This window comes from Methanobacterium sp. BRmetb2 (assembly GCA_003491285.1).
Taxonomy (GTDB): Archaea; Methanobacteriota; Methanobacteria; order Methanobacteriales; family Methanobacteriaceae; genus UBA117.
Genome location: CP022705.1, coordinates 323,403 through 344,879 on the forward strand (window position 1 = coordinate 323,403; position 21,477 = coordinate 344,879).

General features: G+C 34.5%; 19 protein-coding genes. 9 read left to right on the top strand and 10 right to left on the bottom strand.

What is annotated here, in order from left to right:
- Positions 1–129: 129 nt before the first annotated feature.
- The 3 genes from CIT01_01535 to mch all read left to right on the top strand — a co-directional run bounded on the left by CIT01_01535 (position 130) and on the right by mch (position 2,994).
- Complete coding sequence (locus tag CIT01_01535; protein AXV36977.1) at positions 130–1,083, top strand: methionine synthase; 954 nt, start codon at positions 130–132, stop codon at positions 1,081–1,083.
- A gap of 83 nt (positions 1,084–1,166) precedes the next feature.
- Positions 1,167–1,844: a thymidylate synthase gene (locus CIT01_01540; protein ID AXV36978.1), complete on the top strand. Its 678-nt coding sequence runs from the start codon at positions 1,167–1,169 to the stop codon at positions 1,842–1,844.
- A gap of 187 nt (positions 1,845–2,031) precedes the next feature.
- Positions 2,032–2,994, top strand: coding sequence for a methenyltetrahydromethanopterin cyclohydrolase (mch, locus tag CIT01_01545; protein AXV36979.1), 963 nt, complete (start codon positions 2,032–2,034; stop codon positions 2,992–2,994).
- A 135-nt stretch (positions 2,995–3,129) separates the two neighbouring features.
- Here mch and CIT01_01550 read toward each other — a convergent pair whose 3' ends face one another.
- On the bottom strand, positions 3,130–3,582 hold the full coding sequence (locus CIT01_01550) for a hypothetical protein (GenBank protein AXV36980.1): 453 nt from the start codon (positions 3,580–3,582) through the stop codon (positions 3,130–3,132).
- Positions 3,583–3,685: 103 nt separating this feature from the next.
- On the opposite strand from CIT01_01550, the gene CIT01_01555 reads away from it, so the two are divergent.
- The gene (locus tag CIT01_01555) at positions 3,686–4,096 is read left to right on the top strand and encodes a hypothetical protein (GenBank protein ID AXV36981.1); all 411 of its coding nucleotides are present in this window, start codon (positions 3,686–3,688) and stop codon (positions 4,094–4,096) included.
- 86 nt (positions 4,097–4,182) lie between these two features.
- Here CIT01_01555 and CIT01_01560 read toward each other — a convergent pair whose 3' ends face one another.
- Entirely contained in the window at positions 4,183–5,847 is a 1,665-nt protein-coding gene (locus CIT01_01560) for a phenylalanine--tRNA ligase subunit beta (GenBank protein AXV36982.1), read from the bottom strand.
- Positions 5,848–6,028: 181 nt separating this feature from the next.
- Entirely contained in the window at positions 6,029–6,388 is a 360-nt protein-coding gene (locus tag CIT01_01565) for a hypothetical protein (protein ID AXV36983.1), read from the bottom strand.
- Positions 6,389–6,528: 140 nt separating this feature from the next.
- On the opposite strand from CIT01_01565, the gene CIT01_01570 reads away from it, so the two are divergent.
- The 4 genes from CIT01_01570 to CIT01_01585 all read left to right on the top strand — a co-directional run bounded on the left by CIT01_01570 (position 6,529) and on the right by CIT01_01585 (position 11,649).
- Positions 6,529–9,207, top strand: coding sequence for a valine--tRNA ligase (locus CIT01_01570; GenBank protein ID AXV36984.1), 2,679 nt, complete (start codon positions 6,529–6,531; stop codon positions 9,205–9,207).
- Positions 9,207–10,472, top strand: coding sequence for a 3-phosphoshikimate 1-carboxyvinyltransferase (aroA, locus tag CIT01_01575; protein ID AXV36985.1), 1,266 nt, complete (start codon positions 9,207–9,209; stop codon positions 10,470–10,472). The genes CIT01_01570 and aroA overlap by 1 nt, the downstream gene beginning before the upstream one ends.
- 2 nt (positions 10,473–10,474) lie before the next feature.
- Positions 10,475–10,948 carry a hypothetical protein gene (locus tag CIT01_01580; protein AXV36986.1) on the top strand — a complete coding sequence of 158 codons (474 nt, stop codon included), beginning with the start codon at positions 10,475–10,477 and terminating at the stop codon, positions 10,946–10,948.
- Positions 10,949–11,037: 89 nt separating this feature from the next.
- A complete protein-coding gene (locus tag CIT01_01585) occupies positions 11,038–11,649 on the top strand; it encodes an endonuclease III (protein ID AXV36987.1) in 612 nt (203 codons plus the stop codon).
- Between the two features lie 248 nt (positions 11,650–11,897).
- Here the strand turns inward: CIT01_01585 and CIT01_01590 are convergent, their stop codons facing one another.
- Positions 11,898–12,206, bottom strand: coding sequence for a hypothetical protein (locus CIT01_01590; protein AXV36988.1), 309 nt, complete (start codon positions 12,204–12,206; stop codon positions 11,898–11,900).
- A 213-nt stretch (positions 12,207–12,419) separates the two neighbouring features.
- Between CIT01_01590 and CIT01_01595 the strand changes: the two genes are divergently transcribed.
- A complete protein-coding gene (locus CIT01_01595; protein AXV36989.1) occupies positions 12,420–14,633 on the top strand; it encodes a hypothetical protein in 2,214 nt (737 codons plus the stop codon).
- 95 nt (positions 14,634–14,728) lie between these two features.
- On the opposite strand, the gene CIT01_01600 is transcribed toward CIT01_01595, so the two are convergent.
- The 6 genes from CIT01_01600 to CIT01_01625 all read right to left on the bottom strand — a co-directional run bounded on the left by CIT01_01600 (position 14,729) and on the right by CIT01_01625 (position 21,467).
- Complete coding sequence (locus CIT01_01600) at positions 14,729–15,058, bottom strand: hypothetical protein (GenBank protein ID AXV36990.1); 330 nt, start codon at positions 15,056–15,058, stop codon at positions 14,729–14,731.
- A gap of 106 nt (positions 15,059–15,164) precedes the next feature.
- The gene (locus CIT01_01605) at positions 15,165–17,339 is read right to left on the bottom strand and encodes a hypothetical protein (GenBank protein AXV36991.1); all 2,175 of its coding nucleotides are present in this window, start codon (positions 17,337–17,339) and stop codon (positions 15,165–15,167) included.
- 162 nt (positions 17,340–17,501) lie between these two features.
- On the bottom strand, positions 17,502–17,993 hold the full coding sequence (locus CIT01_01610) for a hypothetical protein (GenBank protein ID AXV36992.1): 492 nt from the start codon (positions 17,991–17,993) through the stop codon (positions 17,502–17,504).
- A gap of 254 nt (positions 17,994–18,247) precedes the next feature.
- Positions 18,248–18,631: a desulfoferrodoxin gene (locus CIT01_01615; protein AXV36993.1), complete on the bottom strand. Its 384-nt coding sequence runs from the start codon at positions 18,629–18,631 to the stop codon at positions 18,248–18,250.
- Positions 18,632–18,692: 61 nt separating this feature from the next.
- A complete protein-coding gene (locus CIT01_01620; GenBank protein AXV36994.1) occupies positions 18,693–19,277 on the bottom strand; it encodes a rubrerythrin family protein in 585 nt (194 codons plus the stop codon).
- Positions 19,278–19,484: 207 nt separating this feature from the next.
- Positions 19,485–21,467 carry a heavy metal translocating P-type ATPase gene (locus CIT01_01625; protein ID AXV38686.1) on the bottom strand — a complete coding sequence of 661 codons (1,983 nt, stop codon included), beginning with the start codon at positions 21,465–21,467 and terminating at the stop codon, positions 19,485–19,487.
- Positions 21,468–21,477: the final 10 nt, after the last annotated feature.

Genomic DNA, 21,477 nt, shown 5'->3' on the forward strand with positions numbered 1-21,477 from the left:
TATTTTTAATGAATTATCTACTCTTAATTGCAAATTTTTAAACTAAATTTATTTTATATAGTTTAAATATAAGATTTCATTAATAAAAATTTAAAAAAAAGGTTTTGAATTACTATTTAGAGGTTAAATATGTTAACTACAGTTGTGGGAAGTTATCCCCCCATCCCACAAGAGCCAAAAACATTCAAAGATAAATTTTTAAATATATTAGGAGCTTATGATAATTATAAGCCAGCCATAGCTCTGGCAGTTAGTGATCAAATCAAAGCAGGGGTGGACATTATCTCTGATGGTCAGGTAAGAGCGGGTATGCTGGAAATTTTTGCAAATGCAATTCCTGGAATGATGGTTGAAGATAAGACTCCGAAGATTGTGGGAAAAATACGGCCCTCTCCAGCATCTATATGTGGAGAAGACTTTAAGTACACCCTAAAAATTGCCCAAAACATTTCAAAAGATTATGGTAATTCTAAAAAAACTCTTAAAGAAGGTGTAAAAGGAGTTAAAGGTATCATAACCGGACCATCTACACTGGTTTTCTCATCCAGAATAGAAGGATTTTACAAGAAAAAGGATGATGCTATTATTGATTTGGCATACGCATTAAAAGAAGAAGCCCATTACTTAGAAGATGCTGGGGCTATTTATATCCAGATTGATGAACCATTCATCTCTACGGGCATGGTAAATATTTCCACTGCAAAAAAGGCAATTGAAATTATAATTAAAGATCTATCAATACCAGTGGGTTTACATGTTTGTGGAGATGTAACCAGTGTTTTTGACCAGCTTTTAATCTTCCCTGTAGATATCATTGACTGTGAATTTGCTGGAATCCCTGGAAATATGAAAGCACTGCAAAATGTTAATTTCCATGGGAAGAAAATAGGATTTGGATGTTTTGATACTAAAAACGATAGAGTGGAAACTAAAGAAGAAATAGAAAATTTGATAAAAAAAGGAATAGATCTAATCGGATCAGAGAATATGATTATAGATCCAGATTGTGGGATGAGAATGCGATCACATGATTCTGCATTTAAAAAACTTAAAACAATGGTAAAAGTAGCAAAAACTCTTTAAATCCAAATATAGTTACAATTAAAATATTACAGTTAATATTATTGAAATTTAACAGATAATGAAAAATCAGTGGAGAATTTAATATGTCATTTCAAATTGAAGTTAATGAAATAGCAGACGGGTGGGAAACACTTGTTAGAAAAATAATGAAAGAAGGTAAAGAGATAAAGGATGAAAGAGGGTCTCTTACTAAAGAAATTTTAAACACTGTAGTTACCATAATTAATCCACTTGGAAATAAAATGTCAGAGGACTTTTACCTAAACAAAATTGCCAAAGTACAGGAAATCAGGATCCCTGAAGGATACTTTTGGAGTGGTGAAAAACTGGAACTGTACTCTGAACAATTTTTAAGCAAAGACCGTCAGGGATTTGTATACACTTACGGTAATCGGCTTAGAAAACATTTTAACGATATTGATCAGATACAGGTGGCCATTGACCGACTAAAAAACTGTGAAGAGTCCAGAAGAGCCATCTCTGTAACATGGGACCCCACTGTTGATACAAAAACTGAAGAAGTGCCCTGTATGATCTTAGTTGACCTTAAAATAAGGAATGGGAAGCTTTATACAACTGCACTCTGGCGTTCACATGACATATACGGAGCATGGTTCCCTAACGCAGTTGGCCTTACACATTTGGCTAAATATGTAGCTGAAAAGCTTGATGTGGAGGTGGCAACAGTTACTATTCATTCTATTAGCGCCCATATATATGAAGTTAATTTTAAAGATACAGAAAAGATTTTAGAACTATAAAAACTATTTTTAGTATAATTAATCTATTTTAGTATGAAAATAAATGAAGAATTATTGGAATTTCTAAAGAATTATAGTAAATTAATTAAGGAACAATTTGCTATGAATCATAGGAGTATAACTTAATGCTTTGAGTTATAAGAGTAAACAAATTTTGTATTCATATAATTGTTTATGAGGTGAAATAATGGTAAGTGTCAATCTTGAAGCTAAAAAGACAGTAGATTTAATGATAGAAAAAGCAGATGAATTAAATATTGCAGTATCCAAACTTGAAAATGGTTCAACAGTTATTGATGCGGGTGTAAACGTTTCAGGAAGCCTTAAAGCAGGAGAACTTTACACCAAGGTTTGTTTGGGTGGACTGGCAGACGTGGGAATCTCCATTCCAGGAGATTTATCTGAAAAATTCGCTTTACCTTCTGTTAAAATTAAAACCGATTCTCCTGCAATATCAACCTTGGGAGCACAAAAAGCAGGTTGGTCTGTAAGTGTAGGGGATTTTTTTGCCCTTGGTTCAGGCCCAGCAAGAGCATTAGCATTAAAACCAGCAGAAACATATGAAGAAATAGGGTACAAAGACGATGCAGATATTGCTATACTAACTCTGGAAGCTGACAAATTACCTGGAGCAGATGTAACTGATGCCATAGCCAGTGAATGTGGTGTATCGCCTGAGAACGTGTTTGTACTGGTTGCACCAACTGCATCCCTAGTAGGATCTATTCAGATAGCAGGAAGAGTTGTGGAAAATGGTACCTATAAAATGCTGGAGGCACTTCACTTCGATGTTACCAAGGTTAAAATAGCTGCCGGCATTGCACCTATAGCACCAGTAGACCCTGACGGACTGAAAGCAATGGGGAAAACCAACGATGCTGTTTTATTTGGAGGTAGAACCTACTATTACATAGAATCAGAGGAAGGCGATGATATAGAATCATTAGCAGAAAATCTGCCATCTTCATCATCTGAAGGATATGGTAAACCATTCTACGATATATTTAAAGAAGCAGATTATGATTTCTACAAGATTGATAAGGGAATGTTCGCACCGGCTGAAGTTGTTATAAACGATTTAAGAACTGGTGAGATGTTCAAAAAAGGATATATTAATGCAGAACTTCTCATGAAATCCTTTGGAATCTAATTATTATTAGATTTCTCTTATATTCTCTTTTAATTTTTATATTCTTTTTTAAGTTTCTCTTTTTTATATTATTTAAAACTAGTAAAAACTGAATTAGAAAATTTTTTGTGCTTATAATCCAAAAAAAGGGCTAATTTACTGTCTAAGAATTCCATCAATTTTCAATGCCTTTAAAATTTTATTTACTACATGTCTAGTGCCTATAATCCTGCCTAACATTGTACCTGCTGTAAGGCTTAGAATAGTTGCAAATAAAGGAGTTCCTTCTATCCAATATCCTAAAAAATATGTTCTAGTTAACGTAAAAATAAGATAAAATACCAAAATAACTGCACCAATCCAATCTATGTTACTTATAACAATATTACTTTCTTCATCCCAACTAATGTGGAACATGCGGCTGACTATAATACCTATCATCATTCCCACGAATACCCCAGCTATAGCCAATAGAACATTAAATATACCTTGTGATACTTCAAATATTATCACAATTAATATAACCATCGCTATAATCATATAAATTCTAAGACGCTTTATAATACGGGGATCAATGTATTGAGATTCAGATGATTCATTTCTTTTCATTTATATTTAGTATTTTAACCATTCATATAAAAATATTACATTAAAAAAATAAAAATATCAGAACCATCATAAATCATATTAAAAACCATATGGGGGTGTTATTATGGAATTGAAAACAGATTTATTAAGAGTAAAAACCAGTAGAAGGGTGGAAATAGTAGATATAACCCGTGATTTAAATGAGTTAATTAAATCGAATAACTTCAAAAATGGGATAATTGATATATTTACCAGACATTCTACCTCGGCAATAGCCATTAATGAGAATGAGTCTGGTTTAGTAAATGATTTCCAGAATACTTTAGAGTCAGTGATTCCCACTGGGAACAATTATAAACATGACCAAATTGACAATAATGCTGATTCCCACATACGGGCCTTCTTTATTGGCAGTAGTGAATCAATTCCAGTACAAAATGGTTCCATGAATTTAGGGACCTGGCAGAGTGTATTTTTTGTTGAACTTGATGGTCCAAGAAACAGGACCGTTATAGTAACCCTTATAGGAAAATAAAAAACTTATAATAATTTTTAAAAAAAGAGCATAAATTATAGAAAAATTTTATCATTACATTTTAAAGAATTAAAAAATTGAATTTTTTATACTGTAAATTCAATTTCAAAGGCTATGACTGGATATTCCAGATCAAATTGGGTGATAACTTCTGGATTTATCTCCCCAAAGAATCCTTTAAGTTGAATTTCACTTTTTGGTGTTTTAATTCCCTTTACAGCAGCACAACGGCCCTGTATAAAGGAGGGATGATCATAAACATCGACTTCCATTTGCAAACCTAAATTTGCGATAACTGCATCCATTATTGATTTTATTTCAGTGAAATTGGCACTAGAATGAGTTACGGCTCCGGCGAGTTTTTTGACTGTTCTAACATGGGTTTCCCTATTTTTATCTATGTAGACTGTATCTCCTATCTCAAAAATTTTTTGAGGCAGTTCTTCGTGTTTGTTATCCTCTAAAAACTCCATAAGCCCATTTAAAAGACTTTTACGGATCATTGTCCGCTCCACCGATATTGGTTGGGCCACTTCTACCCTTTCATCTTCAATAAGATTTAAATTTTTGTAATGCTTTTTTTCACTGGTTAGCATGAGGCTCATAATCTCATAGAAACCCATTCCTATTAAAATTTCTCTTAGGAGATTATCAAAAGCGTCCCATTTATTTTCTTTTCCTACTGTGGCTATTTCCGGCATTTCCGGTTTAATCCTGTTAAAACAATGGCCAATGGCAATATTTTCGATTATATCCACTTCATGGAGTATGTCAATTCTATATGCAGGAATAGTGACTTCAATTTCTCCCATTTTAGTGTTGATTGCACCTAATCGAACTTTTTCAAGCATCTGAACCATGTCTTCCTCAGCCATGTCTATTCCAATAATTTTCTGGGCATTCCCCACTTGGACCAGCTTTTTCTTAGGCATTAAATTGGGTGTGGTTACAGTTCTATCAGAATAATTGAGTTTCACTGATTTTATCTTGGCTCCTGCTTCAGCAAAGGAAGTAGCAATTATGTTCAGCGCATAATTTACTGCCTTCTCATCAGTACCTGTAACATCAATTAAAACGTTTTTAGTATTCTCAGTGAGTTTGGTAAGCTCACCATTGATAATAGGCGGCATGGAGAGTACTTCATCATGGAAATCCAGGATGAGGGGATATCTATCATACTGGTCAATTAGATGTGCATATTCAATTCCTTTTTTATGTTCCTGTAGGATTTCTTTAAGACTCATCTCTTCCACAGAATCTAGAGGTATGAAAGTTACTCTATTCGGATCAGCAGCCCTATACACAAATGGAGGTTCAATAACATCCAAATTGTGAATTCCAATAGCCACCTTTTTTCGATCACGTCCAATAACCCAGTGCAGATCCTCCTGGAATTCCATGATCTGTTTTAATTTATTCTCATTGAGATTCACACCTTCTACTACGCAGAAAGCAACATAAGGTCTGACCTCCTTTAAGCTAGGATCTACTTCAACTTCCATACCTGAACTGCTTATTTTATATTCCGGCAGTCCAGTTTCTATTCCTAAAAATCCTTTCAGGGTTCGCGCTATCCCTTCTACACTGAAGTGATCCGGACGATTGGGAAAAAATTCAACCCGAATTGTTTCCTGGTCATAATCTTCAATATCACTTCCAATCATGGGTAGAAGTTCTATCAGCTTTTCCTGTGATATTTCTGTTCCTAAAACCTGGTATAAATCTTCATAATCAAATGTTATAACTGGCATATTATTTTACTCCGTTGGTGAATATGATTACCTAGATTAGATTATTCATTTCTCTATAAAATGACATTCAAATAATAAATGATAGTCAATGATTTAGTATTTCTTTAATTAATAAATATTGGTCAATTACGTCGTGATTAATAATTAATTAATAACAGGCACATCAACTGAGATAATTTTTTTATCTTCCTGAAAACATTAACATAAAGAAAAATGACTCAATAGTGAAATGGAGAGCTCTATGATAAAGGTGAGTCATTTTATATCCAGATAACTCGTGGTATAAATCAATTACCATGTGAATTAACGCTCCTAAAAAGCCAATTTCCACAGAGAAAAACACCAAGGATAAAACAATAAAATGGAAAATTGACTCCAATATCTCGTGTACTAGCCATAATTTAATGTTAGATGCCACAGTTTCTTTTATTATTCCAGCAAATAAGATATAAAAATCAACAAAGACGTTCCAAAACAGGAAACTGTGAATTTCATCACTTATAGCTAGAACCACTGCAACATAAAACCATAAAAGTTCCATTTACTCACCAAATAGACAATTCATATACGCAATATTTATCTGTTAATTTTATGACACTTAATATATCATAGTATTTAAACAAAACCTATATATTATTTTAACTTGTGCCCAAACAATATAATCAAGAAAGGAGAAGTAAGATGAGCAAAGACAATATTCCTAAGGACTATGATCACAAAAAAGAGACATCATGGCAAGAAATATGGCAGAAAAACGATATTCATAAATTTATAGGTGATGAAAACCGTCCCAACTACATTATTGACACACCACCACCATATCCCACTGGATCCATACACATGGGGCACGTTTTAAACTGGCTTTACATGGACATTATTGCACGATTCAGTCGGATGAAAGGGTTCGACGTACTGTTTCCCCAGGGTTGGGACTGTCACGGACTTCCAACTGAGGTCAAAGTGGAAGAAACACATCACATTAAGAAAAGTGATGTTCCTCGGGAAGAATTCCGGAAAATGTGTATTGATCTTACCCGTGATAATATTAAAATGATGAAATCCCAGATGCAGCAGCTGGGATTCTCTCAGGACTGGTCCCGGGAATATGTGACCATGACTGATGAGTACATGCAAAAAACCCAACTATCGTTTCTAAAATTATATGATCAAGGAATGATCTATCAAGGAATTCACCCTGTAAACTGGTGTCCTCGCTGTGAAACTGCAATTGCCTTTGCTGAAGTAGAATACTCCGAAAATGAGACTTACCTCAACTATCTGGAGTTTCCAGCAGAAGATGGTAAAAAGGGAGTTATGATTGCCACCACCCGACCTGAACTATTATCTGCCTGTGTTGCAGTTGTGGTTCATCCTGAAGATGAAAGGTACCATGACCTGGCTGGTAAAGAGGTAGAAGTTCCTATTTTCGGCCGTAAAGTAAAGATTATAAAAGATAAGGAAGTTGACCCAGAATTTGGTACTGGTGCAGTTATGATATGTACTTTTGGGGATAAAACTGATGTTTCATGGGTTAACCGTTATAATTTGGATATTATTGAAGCCATTGACGAGAAAGGTACTATGACCAAGGCAGCCGGCAGATATGAAGGTCTTCCTTTATCAGTGTGCAAGGAGAGAACTATTGAAGATCTTGAAAATGAGGGAATTCTGATTAAAAAAGAAAAGGTAGATCAAAATGTAGGTCAGTGCTGGAGATGCAAAACACCCATAGAAATTTTGGTTAAGAAACAGTGGTTTGTTGCAGTAAAAGAGATGATAGATGATGTTGTAGGGGCTGCAGAGAACATGAACTGGGTTCCAGAACATATGAAAACCCGTTTGTTAAACTGGACTGGTTCTATGGATTGGGATTGGTGCATATCCCGTCAAAGAATATTTGCAACCCCCATACCAGTATGGTACTGCAGCAAATGTGGAAAGGTACATTTACCATCCACAAAGGACCTTCCAGTAGATCCCGCCCGTGACACATTTAAAGGTGAATGTGAATGTGGAAATAAAGAATTTATGGGAGAGGTTGACGTTTTAGATACATGGATGGATAGCTCCATAAGTCCTCTGGTTATAGCAGGATGGCCTTATAATGGATATAATAATCTATTCCCCTCTAATATAAGACAACAGGGTCATGATATAATACGTACCTGGGCTTTCTACACCATACTCAGATGTAAAGCATTAACTGGCATTGCCCCATTTAATGAAGTGGTTGTAAATGGTATGGTCTTTGGCGATGACGGCCATAAAATGAGTAAATCACGGGGAAATGTTATAACACCTGAAGATGTTATCGAAGATTATGGTGCCGATGCCCTACGTTTATGGGCCTCTAACAGTGTCCCTGGATCTGATGTTCCCTTTGAATGGAAAGACGTTAAATATGGATATAAATTCTTAAGAAAATTCTGGAATGCTTTTAGATTTATTAACATCCATATATCTGAATTTCAAGTAGAAGGATCATCAGATACTATTATAAAAACATTAAAACCATTGGATAAGTGGATATTGTCCAAGTTGAACCACGTTAATGAGATTGTGACAAGTTCCCTTGATTTATATCAATTTGCTGATGCAGTATCCCATATTCAGCAATTTATCTGGCATGATTTCTGTGATGAATATATTGAATCAGTTAAATATCGATTGTACACTGACTCGCCAGATATGTTAAATTCAAAGATTGCCGCCCAGTATACCCTTAAAACAGTGATTCTGACTACTTTAAAGCTTTTAGCACCTATAACTCCTCATTTTGTTGATGAAGTTTATCAACATGTGAATACTGATGAAGATATTTTAAGTATTCATTCCACTTCTTGGCCAAAATTTGATCCAGAATTAATTAACAAGGAAGCTGAAGATGTTGGAAACACTGGTGTTCACATTATTGGGGAGATAAGAAGATTTAAATCTACCTCAAAAATGCCATTGAATGCTAATATAAAAGCAGTTAATATATACACTACTAATAATGAATTATATGAAAAAATTCAGATATTAGTAGATGATATTAAGGGTACCATGCGCATTTCCCAGTTGAATGTGGAAATGGGTAACCCTGATGTTCAGGAAATAGTGGTGGAAGTCTCACCACAAATGGCAAAAATCGGACCAGAATTTAAAAAAGAAGCTCCTAAAATTGTACAATATTTACAGTCAACCCCTCCTCAGGAAATCGCAACCCAACTAAAACAAAAAGGATTCATCAATATTGGCGATTGTAAAATTACTCCTGATCACATCACCACAAAAAAAGAAGTTGTGGGGAAAACTGGAGAAAAAGTGGAAATACAACAAATAGAGGATTTAAATGTTGTATTGGAGATAGTGGTTTAATGGAATTAAATATCCAAAAAACAGATAAAATTCAGGGCGTAGTAAAGGCCCCTCCGTCTAAAAGTTACACCCACCGGGCGGTGATTATATCTAGTCTAGCTGAAGGTAAATCAACCCTTAGAAATCCCTTATATTCTGAGGACACAAATGCATCTATTGATGCCTGCCGATCTTTTGGAACCATAATTGAAACATTTGATGCCCACTGCCAAGTTACTGGTACTGGTGGTGTTATTGAAACCCCTGCAGATGTGGTAGATGTTAAAAATTCGGGTACTACACTGCGTATCATGACCAGTGTTTCTGCTCTCTCACCAGGTACAACAGTTTTAACTGGTGATAACTCTCTGCGCAAAAGACCCATGCAGAATTTATTAGATTCACTCCGAAAACTTGAGGTTAATGCTTATTCAACCAGAAATAATGGTATGCCTCCCATAATTATAAATAGTGGTTTTAAGGGAGGGAAAACTAGTATAAAAGGAGATATAAGCTCTCAATTTCTATCATCTTTGCTTATTGCCTCGCCCTATGCTAATGAACCAGTCAGTGTTGAGGTTAAGGGAAATTTCATATCCAGACCCTATGTGGACATGACTCTGGATGTTATGGAAAAATTTGGGGCAAAGGTGGAGTTTGATGTTGAAGAAAACATATTTCACATTGATAAACAGATTTATAAAGGCCTAGATTATGTTGTTGAAGGAGATTATTCCTCTGCGTCATACCTGGTTGCCGCAGCAGCTGCACTTGAATCAGAAGTGACAATTCAAAATCTTTTCAAAGATTCCAAACAGGGAGATAAAATTATATTGGATATTGTTCAAGAAATGGGTGCAGAACTTAAGATTAAAAACGATGAAATCACCATTACAGGAAATGGAGAGTTAACAGGTATAGATGTTGATCTGAGTAATGCTCCAGATCTGCTGCCTACTATGGCGGCTCTGGGAGCAGTGGCCCAGGGAAAAACCAGAATATTTGGAGCAGAACATGCCCGTTACAAGGAAACTGACCGTATTCACACTAGTGCATTAGAACTTTCCAAATTAGGCGTATCAGTTTGTGAAAAAAAAGATGGACTAACCATTGAGGGTGGTGCACAGGGAGGTGTGGTTGATTCACATAAGGATCACCGGCTGGTAATGGCCCTGACCATTGTGGGACTTAAAGTAGGTAACTTAAAAATAAATAACTCCTCTTGCTACGAAGTATCATTTCCTAATTTCCCCCAATTCATGAAAAAATTAGGATGTAGGATGTAAACATGAAAAAAAGGAATAGAGAGACTAAAATTGTGATTTTAGGATCATATAACTCGGGAAAAACTACAACTATTGAAAATCTGGTGAACAGAGAAAAAGTTACTAAAATAGAACATAACGGTACCACCGTGGCTTTGGACTATGGGAATATCCTGATTGATGGATCTAAAATCCATATATTTGCCACTCCTGGACAGAAAAGGTTCAAATTCATGCGCCAAATTCTGGCAAGAGGTTTAAATGGTGCAATCTTGGTAATTGACAGTTCTGTAGGAGTAACAGATACAGACCACGAAATAATGGATAAATTAGAAAGAAACAATATACCTTATGTTATATTCGCAAATAAACAGGATATTAATCCTGTTGAAATTGATATTGGAGATAAGACTGATGTTCCTATTATACCTACCATTGCCACTGACGGTGAGGGAATCCATAAAGGATTTGAGTTACTTCTGGAACTTTTAGATTAAATAATTAAATAGATTTTATGCAACATTTATTGTTTTTATAAACTGTTCTTAGGGAGGCAACCACAATATCTAAAAATATCGAAGAAATTATGGAAATTCTCTTGAACAAATATGATTTAAGGGTTTTTGAGGATGGTGACCCTTATAGGGTCCTTATTCGCACCATATTATCCCAGAGAACCCGTGATGATAACACTGATGCTGCGTCCGCCCAACTTTTCTCTAAATATCATACTATACAAGAAATTGCCCAGGCTGATGTTGAAGACCTCCAACCATTAATTAAAAAGGCGGGTTTCTACCGGGTTAAATCTCAAAGAATAAAAGATGTCTCCCAGATGCTGCTGGATGAATATGATGGAAAAGTACCAGAGAAGATAAATGAATTGTTAAAACTTCCTGGTGTTGGTAGAAAAACTGCCAACTGTGTACTGGTATATGGATTTAAGGAAGCGGCAATACCTGTGGATGTGCATGTTCACCGAATATCCAACCGTCTTGGACTAGTGGATACAAAAAACCCCGAGGAAACTGAGTTTGAACTGGAAAAAATTGTTCCTCAAGATCTTTGGATTGACCTTAATGATTTGTTAGTACAGTTTGGCCAAGATATTTGCAGGCCTATCAGTCCCAAACATGAAGAATGTCCCATCAGAGATTACTGCGATTTTTACAGAGATATGAAAAAACAAGTTGATTAAAATAGCATTTATTTTAATTATGTAATTTTTACAAATTTTCTCAAAAAAAGTATTACTAAACATTGTTATTAAGATTATTCTTAAAAATAAAAAACCCTAAAAATTGTTTTTAAAAAAAGTTTTTATAAAAAGAAGTTCCTGAAGTCATAAGACCTCAGGAATATTATCGGGGTCGTTTGGTTGGAGGCGGTAACGACCTTGATAATTATTATTGAGTAATTAAGGAAAAGAATTTGGTAAATCGATATTTATTTTTTATCATCTTTTGAATGAAGAAATGACTTTGATGCTAGGTCTTTTTCTAAGGCCCTTAATTTTTCTGCTAAAAAATCAAGCACCCTTCTTTTTTCAGCAAAGGACACCTTCTTTTTAGATAACATGTTAATTAATTCCGTGATACTTCTTGCAGACTGAGTGCCCTTTTCTTCATCCATCAATATCAAATCTCTTTTTCCTAGTTCTTTTGAAGGAACCACGCCTACAGCGCCGAATATTTTACCGTTTTCATCCTTCAAATCTATAGAATTAGAAAAATGGTTTTCATTTTCTTCTTTCATAGCATACTCTCCATAAGTATATCCATGAATATGATGTTTGACTCTATTTCAACTAAATACATCTAATTACACCTTCTTACTTCATAACATATAAATGTTTTGATCATAAAATTTTTACATAGACAAGTATTAATAATGTAATAATAGTTGAAAATTTCTTAACCAGATTAATTAATTTCATAGTTTAAGACTCTTTATTTTTGGGGGAGCTATATGACAAATGGGATGAGAGGGGATAAGAAAGAGGAAAAAATAGTTAAAAATTCCGCAAATATTTCAAAAATATTCCTAAAAGATCTACCCCCAAATCCACAGGATTTAGATCAACTATTTAACGATTTTCAGAATCATCAAACCAAAATAAAGCAGCAGAATGAAGAAGTGTTGAAAATATCCCCAGAATTAAAAAGTTCAGTTAGTAGATATCAAAATCTTTATGAATTTGCTCCATCAGGTCATTTTACTTTAGATATGAATGAAATAATAATTGAAGTTAATTTTGCCTTTTCTGATCTGTTAGGTGAGAAGAAAATTAATTTACTTGGAAAAAAATTCACAGAATATTTAGATTCTATTTTCTCGGAAAAATTTCATGAACACTTAAAAGAAGTCATAAAAAGCAAATCAGCCCAAATATGCGAATTAGAACTTATTAAAAAAGATGGAAATAAACTAAGTGTTCAATTAAAAACTATACCCCTTTTTAGCAATGAAAAATTAGAATTTAAAAATGCAATTTTGGATCTTACCAAACTAAAAGAAGTTGAAGAAAAATATAGGTTATCTGCTCGTTATAATCGTTGTCTAATCGAAACAAGCTTAGATCCACTGTTTACTATTGCAACAGATGAGACTATTACCGATGCAAATCATGCCACTGAAAAAGCTACTGGTTTTTCCCGAGATGAACTAAAAGGGACTAATTTTTCTAAATATTTTACTGATCCTAAAAAAGCCCAGGAAGGTTTCTGGCAAGCTCTGAAAAAAGAAAAATTAAAAAATTATTCATTGGAAATAAAACATCGAAATGGACACATAACACCAGTTTTATCCAATGCAACTGTCCTTAAAGATAAATCCGGAAAAATAATCGGAATATTTGTAGCTGCAAGAGATATAAGTGAAAAAATACGATCTAATGAAAAAATAAAACAACTGGCAAATATTGTAAAATACTCTGATGATGCAATAATAGGTAAATCTCTTGATGGAAAAATAACAAGCTGGAATAAAGGGGCTGAACGAATTTTTGGATATTCGGCAGAAGAAATCATAGGTAAACACGTCGAAATATTAAGATATCCTGATATTAATGGAAAAGCTAAAGATTTAATTCAAATGCTCAAAGAAGGTAAAAGGCTTCATAATTTTGAAACAGCACGTTTTAGAAAAGATGGCAGCAAAATAGATGTTTCCATAAGTTGTTCACCTGTTTTTAATAGTTCAGGAGAACTAATAGGCACATCAACTATTGCCCGAGATATTAGCCATAGGAAAAACGCAGAAAGAAAACTAAAAAAATACCAGAAAAATCTCGAAAAGATTGTCAAAAAGCGTACTAAAGAAGTTGAATTTCAAGCACATTTATTAGAACAAGTAAGGGATGCTATTATTGTAACTGATGATGAAAACCGGATAAAATACTGGAACAAGGGTGCCGAACAGTTATATCATATTAAATCGGATGATGCGATTGGAAAATATCGTGATGATGTCTTTAAAATTAAATGGTTAAGTCTCGAGGATGAGAAATCTTCCGATATTCATCTTAGAAAAAGAGGATACTGGCAGGGAGAAAATGTGCACATTAAACACAATGGTGAAAAGATCTGCGTAGAATCTACAATTAATAAAATAATTCATGCTAGAGATAAGGGATTTATTGCTATAATAAGGGATATATCTGAACGAAAAGAAATTGAAAATGAATTAAGGAAAAGTGAAGAGAAATACAGGAGCATAGTTGAGAAAAGTCGTTCAGGAGTATTTTTAACAGATTCAACATATAAAGTAAGCTATGTAAATCCTCGGATGGCCGAAATGTTAGGTTACACTGTTAAAGAAATGATAGGTAAAAATATTTTTGATTTCATTGATCCAGAAGGACAGGACAAATTTATAAAACATTTAAGAAATCGCAAAGAAGGATTAGACAATATATACGAAGTTAAATTTTTAAATAAAAATGGTTCGACCCAATGGATGCTTATATCCACAAATCCTTTATTAAATATTAAAAGAAAATATTTAGGATCAGTATCCGTGATGATAGATATTAACGCGCGCAAAGGTGTGGAAAAGGTGATGATTGAGGAAATGAAAGAAAAAGATCAAGACCTATTGTTTATAATGAGCAACATGATGGAAGCAATCAAACCTTTAATCAATCAAAAAAGTCGAGAAGACTTTAAAGGAAAATTCACTTAACCAATACTAAAAATATGTAAATAAAAATCTGAATTCAACTTTAAAAAACCAAATTAGAATACAGTGAAGTTATATCCTCCATAATTTTTAATGGACTATTCTCCACCAGTTACAACATCTAATTCATGTAATCTTTTTCTCTCTTCCATCTCACTACCTTTAATACAATAAGTATTGAATATAGTTCCGACCCCAAGAGCCTGTGCTAATGGACATTCTGGACATAAACATCCTAAATCGTCAATTATACATCCTTCACTTGTTCCAATAACACAGTATAAACCTTCTGCAGCATTTTCTGCACAATCGTTGTATGTTGGACATTTAGAACAGATACACTGTTGTTTTAATGAATTGATAGCACGTTTTTTATCTTCTTCAGACATATCCATGATTTTAAGTACTTCAGCTTCAAATCTATCCAACAAATCACCCCCATTAATTCATATTTACTATTATGAATTTTATAAGATAAATAGATAAATAAAAAAAAATTGAAACTGCTTATTTTCCAGTGCAGAATAACTGATACTATTTTAAAGCAGCCACTTCAGATGCAAAAGAACCTAAAACCTTTTTTGAAAGACCCTCCACAAATTTCAACGATCCCGCACATTCATGTCCACCCCCATCAATACCTGCTTCTGGTATCTCCTCTGCAAGTTTTAAGACAATGTTATTTAAATTAAAACCAAATGTTTCATTTACTGCATCAGTTGCTCTTATTACACTAAAATCCGGTCCATAAGATAGGGTTATTATAGGCCGGTCTTCTCCGTACTTTTGAACCATGCTGTCATGGACATATCCACAGGTTTTTCCAGGGGCAGGAAAGGTGAATTTATGGGCATACTTTTCCACATCCAGAACATTGAATACAATGCCATTGGGCAATTCTTGAGTTTTTAAATTAGGGAGGGCTGCACGAAGCTGAGAATCAACACGTTTCTGAGACTCTTTATACAGTGCATCCACCAGTTTCACATGTTTTTCTCGATTAGCCAAACCAAGAATGGTATCTATAATACCTCTTCCATTCATGAACCTGAGATAAAACGCCTCAAAATCAACAGTTGTAGCTATCCTTTCCAGATCTTTCAGATCATAACCTTTAGATGAAGCCATCTCTATATATTTTTGGGCTTCATCAGATCGTGCGTGATCACCTACTGCCGCTATACCTGGCAGGTGGGTAAGTTTATCTCTAACTTGAGGATTTATCATCTTTGCTATCTCCACAGCTAGAGCCCCTGCAGTTATCTGTGAATCTCCACCCTCAAGGTAAGGATTAACATGCACATCCACGTATTCATCTACAGCTACCTTTCCATCATTAACCTGGCCAGGATAGTGATGATCCACAACTACCACTTCAATATCGTATATTTTAACCTTCATCAATGCTAACAAATCTTCTTCAGTGGAACCATTATCCAACAGTACAATCAATGGAAGTTTTTGGCCGTGTCTTTCCAGATCTTCTAAGGCAAAGGATAGATCCTTTACCACATCCTCTATTTCATAGAACGGTGCTTTACTGGGCGCTCTCTTAAAGTAGTGCCATTCTGCATCACTGTCTGGATTCATCTCTTTTAAGAGGGGGATAACTGCTTTTTCAATGGCTACCCCTGCACAGATGCCGTCGGCATCAGCATGATGTCTTACCAGTATGGATCTTCCATCAAAAACTGCTCTTCTAATAGCTTTAGCAGCTAATTTCATCCTTTCTCTTAGTTTAAGAAGAGTTTCACTTTCAATTAAAAGATCAGTTTTTTCTGGTTCAGCTCTTTCATCTATAGCATCATCTATTAGTTTCCTAGATTCACTGGCTTCCTTTCCTCTTAATCTTTCAATTGACTCTGATTCAATCTGAATCTTCCCACCATGCAAAGATACTTCCCCAATGGCTTCTACAATGTTACCAACATCTATATGAGGATATACTCTTACTCCCGGCTCGTCAAAGGCCGCCACCCATGTTGTACTGGTTTCATCAGATATGGTGAAAATGGTTGGTCCTGAGGTCTGCTGTATCTGGATTACTTCACCTACAATTCGCACCACATTTCCCATGGATTTGGTGGTTATATCTCCAATTTTAGTTCTAGATATATTTCTTTTAAGTTTAATTAATTCATAACTGCCCTTAATCCCTGATAAAGCCAGATCCACTTCTCCACGATTTCTTTTTATTTCTATTATTTTGACTAATATTTCATCGCCAACATTATAGTCAGGTTTACTAATTCTAAGAAGTCCATAAAGCTTCTTACTTAAACTAACAAAGACTCCATAGTTTTCCACCCGGGTAATCTTTCCCTTGTAATTAGCCCCAGTTTCTAGATCATCCATGGTGCAGCTTGAATGTAAAACATAGACTTTATCTTTTTCTTGACAGTTTTCACAGTAATCTTTAGGATATTCGATTTCCTTTCCACATTTTTTACAAACATTAAACTCGCCTTTACCTTCACAGTCAGGGCAGGTTTCAGTTACTTCTATTTCTCCCTTACCTTTACACATACTGCAGGGAACTTCCTGCTCCTCATCAAGTTCAAACCGCTTCATTGCATTGTTTGATACTCCTTTGAAATGCTTTTTCATGTCCACTTCTGCTTTTACTCCTGTTCCATGGCATGTTTCACATATCTTGTAACTGGTAACTTTGTAACCCTTACCTTTACACTCTATACATTGTTTTTTCATAATTATCTCCATTATTTTATTTAATTAGTAAATTTAATTGATTCTGTTATAATATTCATTTAAAACAAATTAAACGGAATTATGTCTCGATTTACTTTAAGAATTTAGAAAGATTCTTTATTAATTAATATCAAACAAATTCAAAGTAATATAATATATCCCTTAAACAAACTTAGAGGGATTCTGTTTTACTATCTCTTCCTTCTGATTCATGTATTCTACTGCCTTTTCCATGAATTGATTGGCAGATGATACATGTGTATTGGCTGTTTCATTGTCTCCTGTTGCAAAAAACTGAATAGCCATGTTAAGCTCAGATGTGGCACTTAGTTTTGCATCAATCTCATTGATAACCAGTCCAAAATATTCAATATAAACATTATCTCCAGTATCTTTAGCAAAATCATTAGCATCCTGCGCAGCAGATTTGGCCAAATTAAACTCACCAGTTGCATTTTCACAATTTTGTAGAGCTTTATCAAAATTGAAGTTGTTGGCATTCCAAGCTGCATCATTGAAAGATTTATCACCCTGTTTAATGTGATTATTAATAGTAGGTGCCAGTTCATTAATTTTATTAGTGTCTGATTGAATACAACCCGATATGGGTAAGATTATCAAAATCAAAGTCAATATTAAATACTTATTTTTCATATTCCCACTTTTGATGTGTTATTACAGCAATACTCTTCTATAACTCCAATTTTAATATGTTATTAATTATAAATTTAAATTTATAGCTAATCTATTATATTATCTTATATATCTAAGTTAAGAAGTTTTATCTAATTACTATAAAATTAGCAAATAATTAACGAAAAAACTTTTAACACCGCATAAAAAAGTTCAGAAAAGTTTAAACTATTTTTTCAGATAAATATAAAAAAGAAAAAGAAAATAGTGGTTATTTAACTGGATATCCACAAACCATGAATATTGCAGTAATCTCTGGCAGTTATAGATTCTATAGGAGAATCTATTTCAAATACTGCTTCTGGTCCATCACCAGGTTTTAGGAACTTTTTGTAGATGGCTCCATCAACCATAATTTCTATCCATTCAATGTAATGATCCTCTTCCATAGGATGAGGAATTGATCCAATTTTAACCTTCACACCAGACTCTGTTTTTTCCATTACCGGAACGTGTTTTTCAGCTCCAGTATCTTTATTTCGCTCCTCTAATAATTCCATAGGCTGTCCACAGCAGACCAGTTCCCCAATACCCGGATGAACTACTTCCACTATATTTTCACAAACTTGGCATCTATAGACCTGATTTAGCTCAGTCATTTTTAGTCACGGTCCATGTTTTTAAAATGGCTTAATTTATGTGATCCCAATTTAGCTTTATTTAAAATTCTTCGTTAATTATTTCGAAGTATTTAGTTGGGTGATCACAGGATGGACATTTTTCTGGTGGTTCCTCACCAACATGAGTGTATCCACATTTTCTGCAACACCAAGTAACTGGTTTTTCCTTTTTGAACATTGTTCCAGCTTCTACTTCTTTTAAAAGTTCGATGTATCTTTGTTCGTGGTGTTCTTCAGCATGGGCAATAGATCTTAGCCGTTCTGCTATGTCGGTTAGTCCTTCTTCTTCTGCAACGTCTGCAAATTCAGGGTACATTTCAGAGTTTTCATAATGTTCACCAGCAATTGCTGATTTTAGGTTTTCCGCAGTGTCTCCCAATATGGTAGGGGCTTCAGCTTCCACCACAATTTCGTCTAAATCCTGATCCATCTTGTCTTTTAATTGATTAATTAATCTGAAAAGCCATTTAGCATGTTCTCGCTCATTATCTGCAGTCACCAGAAAAATTTCCGACAACTGTTCATATCCTTCTTTCTTTGCAATCTTAGAATATATGGTGTACCTGTTTCTTGCCTGACTTTCGCCAATAAAGGCTTTTGTTAAGTTTTTTATGGTTTTTTCCATAATTTCACCTTCTTTTTACAATTTAAAATATTCACTCACAAATAAATATAAGTTATTTCCACTTTATAAATTTTTATATAAAAATTGTAAATCTGCTTTTATTATTATAAATAATAAATAATGATTAATAATTAAAATAAACTCATCTAATAGCTTAAAATAAAATGTGTATCCTGATTTTACTAATTTTATAATGGAAATAATTTATTATTTTATCCTTAAAAATTGGGCATTTACGGCTACAATCACAGTACTAAGAGACATTAGGGCCGCACCCATAGCAGGACTTAGTAATATCCCATAACTGAACAAAACACCTGCTGCTAAGGGTATAGCAAAAGCGTTATATCCGGTAGCCCATAAAATATTTTGAACCATTTTACGGTAAGTAGCCTGGGCTAGTGTTATTATCTTAACCACATCTTGAGGATTGCTCTTAACCAGCACTATGTCTGCGGTTTCCATGGCCACATCAGTGCCTGCACCAATAGCTATGCCTACATCTGCCTGAGCCAGTGCCGGAGCATCATTTACACCATCACCAGTCATGGCCACAACCAACCCTCTTTCTTGAACTTTTTTAACTTTAAGTGCCTTTTCTCGTGGCAAAACTTCGGCAAAATATTCATCTAAGTCCAGTTCATCGGCTACCCAACGAGCCACTTGTTTATTATCACCAGTTAACATAATACATTGGATATCTTTTTGTTTAAGTTCAGATATTGCCTTTTTAGATTCAGATCTAACAATATCTGCCAGGGCAATACAACCTTTAACTTCACCATCTATTAAAATAAAAACAACAGTTTTTCCCTGCTTTGATAATTTATAATATTTTTCTTCATTAATTTCCAGATTGTTCTCTTGTAGGTAACCAGGACTTACCACTTTAACTTCTTGACCCTGTACAATACCTTCAGCACCTTTACCTGGTATCGAATTAAAATCATCAACATCAAGTACTTCCTTTGCTTTGGACATAATACCCTCTGCAATAGGATGTTCACTGCGGTTTTCCACAGCAGCAGCAAAATTTAGGAGTTTTTCATCGTTTATATTATCCTGAAAAGATATTACGTCTGTTACACCAAATTTACCTTCAGTTAGTGTTCCAGTTTTATCAAAAATGACCGCGTGAATTTTTCTGGCCTGTTCAAAAGAGGTACGACTTCTAATGAGCAACCCCTCCTTGGCTGAAAGGGCTGTGGATACTGCTACTACCAGAGGAACTGCAAGACCCAGAGCATGCGGACAAGTTGTAACCATCACTGTTACTGTTCTCTCAAGAGAAAATGCGAAACCTTCGCTCATAAAAGCTAACCACACAAATAAAGTTATTCCTCCCCCGGCAAGTGCAATAAATGTTAACCACATTGCAGCCCGATTGGCCAAATCCTGGGTTTTTGATTTACTTTCTTTTGCTTCGTTTACCAGTTCGATAACCTGAGATATGAAAGAATCTTTACCAGTTTTTTTAATAGTAACGTTTAGTGATCCTTCACCATTAATGGATCCTCCAATTACCATATCTCCCCCTTTTTTATAAATTGGTTGTGATTCTCCGGTTAGTAAGGATTCATCTACAGAACTTTCACCTTTAACTATCTCTCCATCAGCGGGTATTTTCTCTCCGGGTCTTACCAATATTTTATCTTGTACCTTTAATTCTTCTATATTTACATCCTTAACCTCGCCAGGAGCCACTATTTTATGAGCTTTTGAGGGAATTAACTTAATTAATTCCTCTAATGCTCTGGAAGCTCCTATTACAGACCTCATCTCTATCCAATGGCCTAAAAGCATGATGTCAATTAAGGTTACCAGTTCCAGAAAAAAAATTGAACCATACAATCCAAAAATTACTGCACTACTGTATAAATATGCTGTGGTAATGGCCACTGCAATAAGGGTCATCATTCCCGGATTTTTATCTCTAATTTCCCTTACAAATCCTTTAAAAAATGGATAACCCCCGTAAAAGAAGATAATTGAAGAGAGTATAAATAGGATGTATATATCCCCATTAAACCCAATAAGCTCCCTTATTCCCAATAGTTCCTGTAACATTGGTGATATAAAAATCACAGGGACGGTTAATATTAAGGATACTATAAAACGTTTTTTAAAATCGGCAAGCATTCCACGATGATGATTGGAGTTACCATGGTCTTCATGACTATTATTATCCATTTTAGAATCA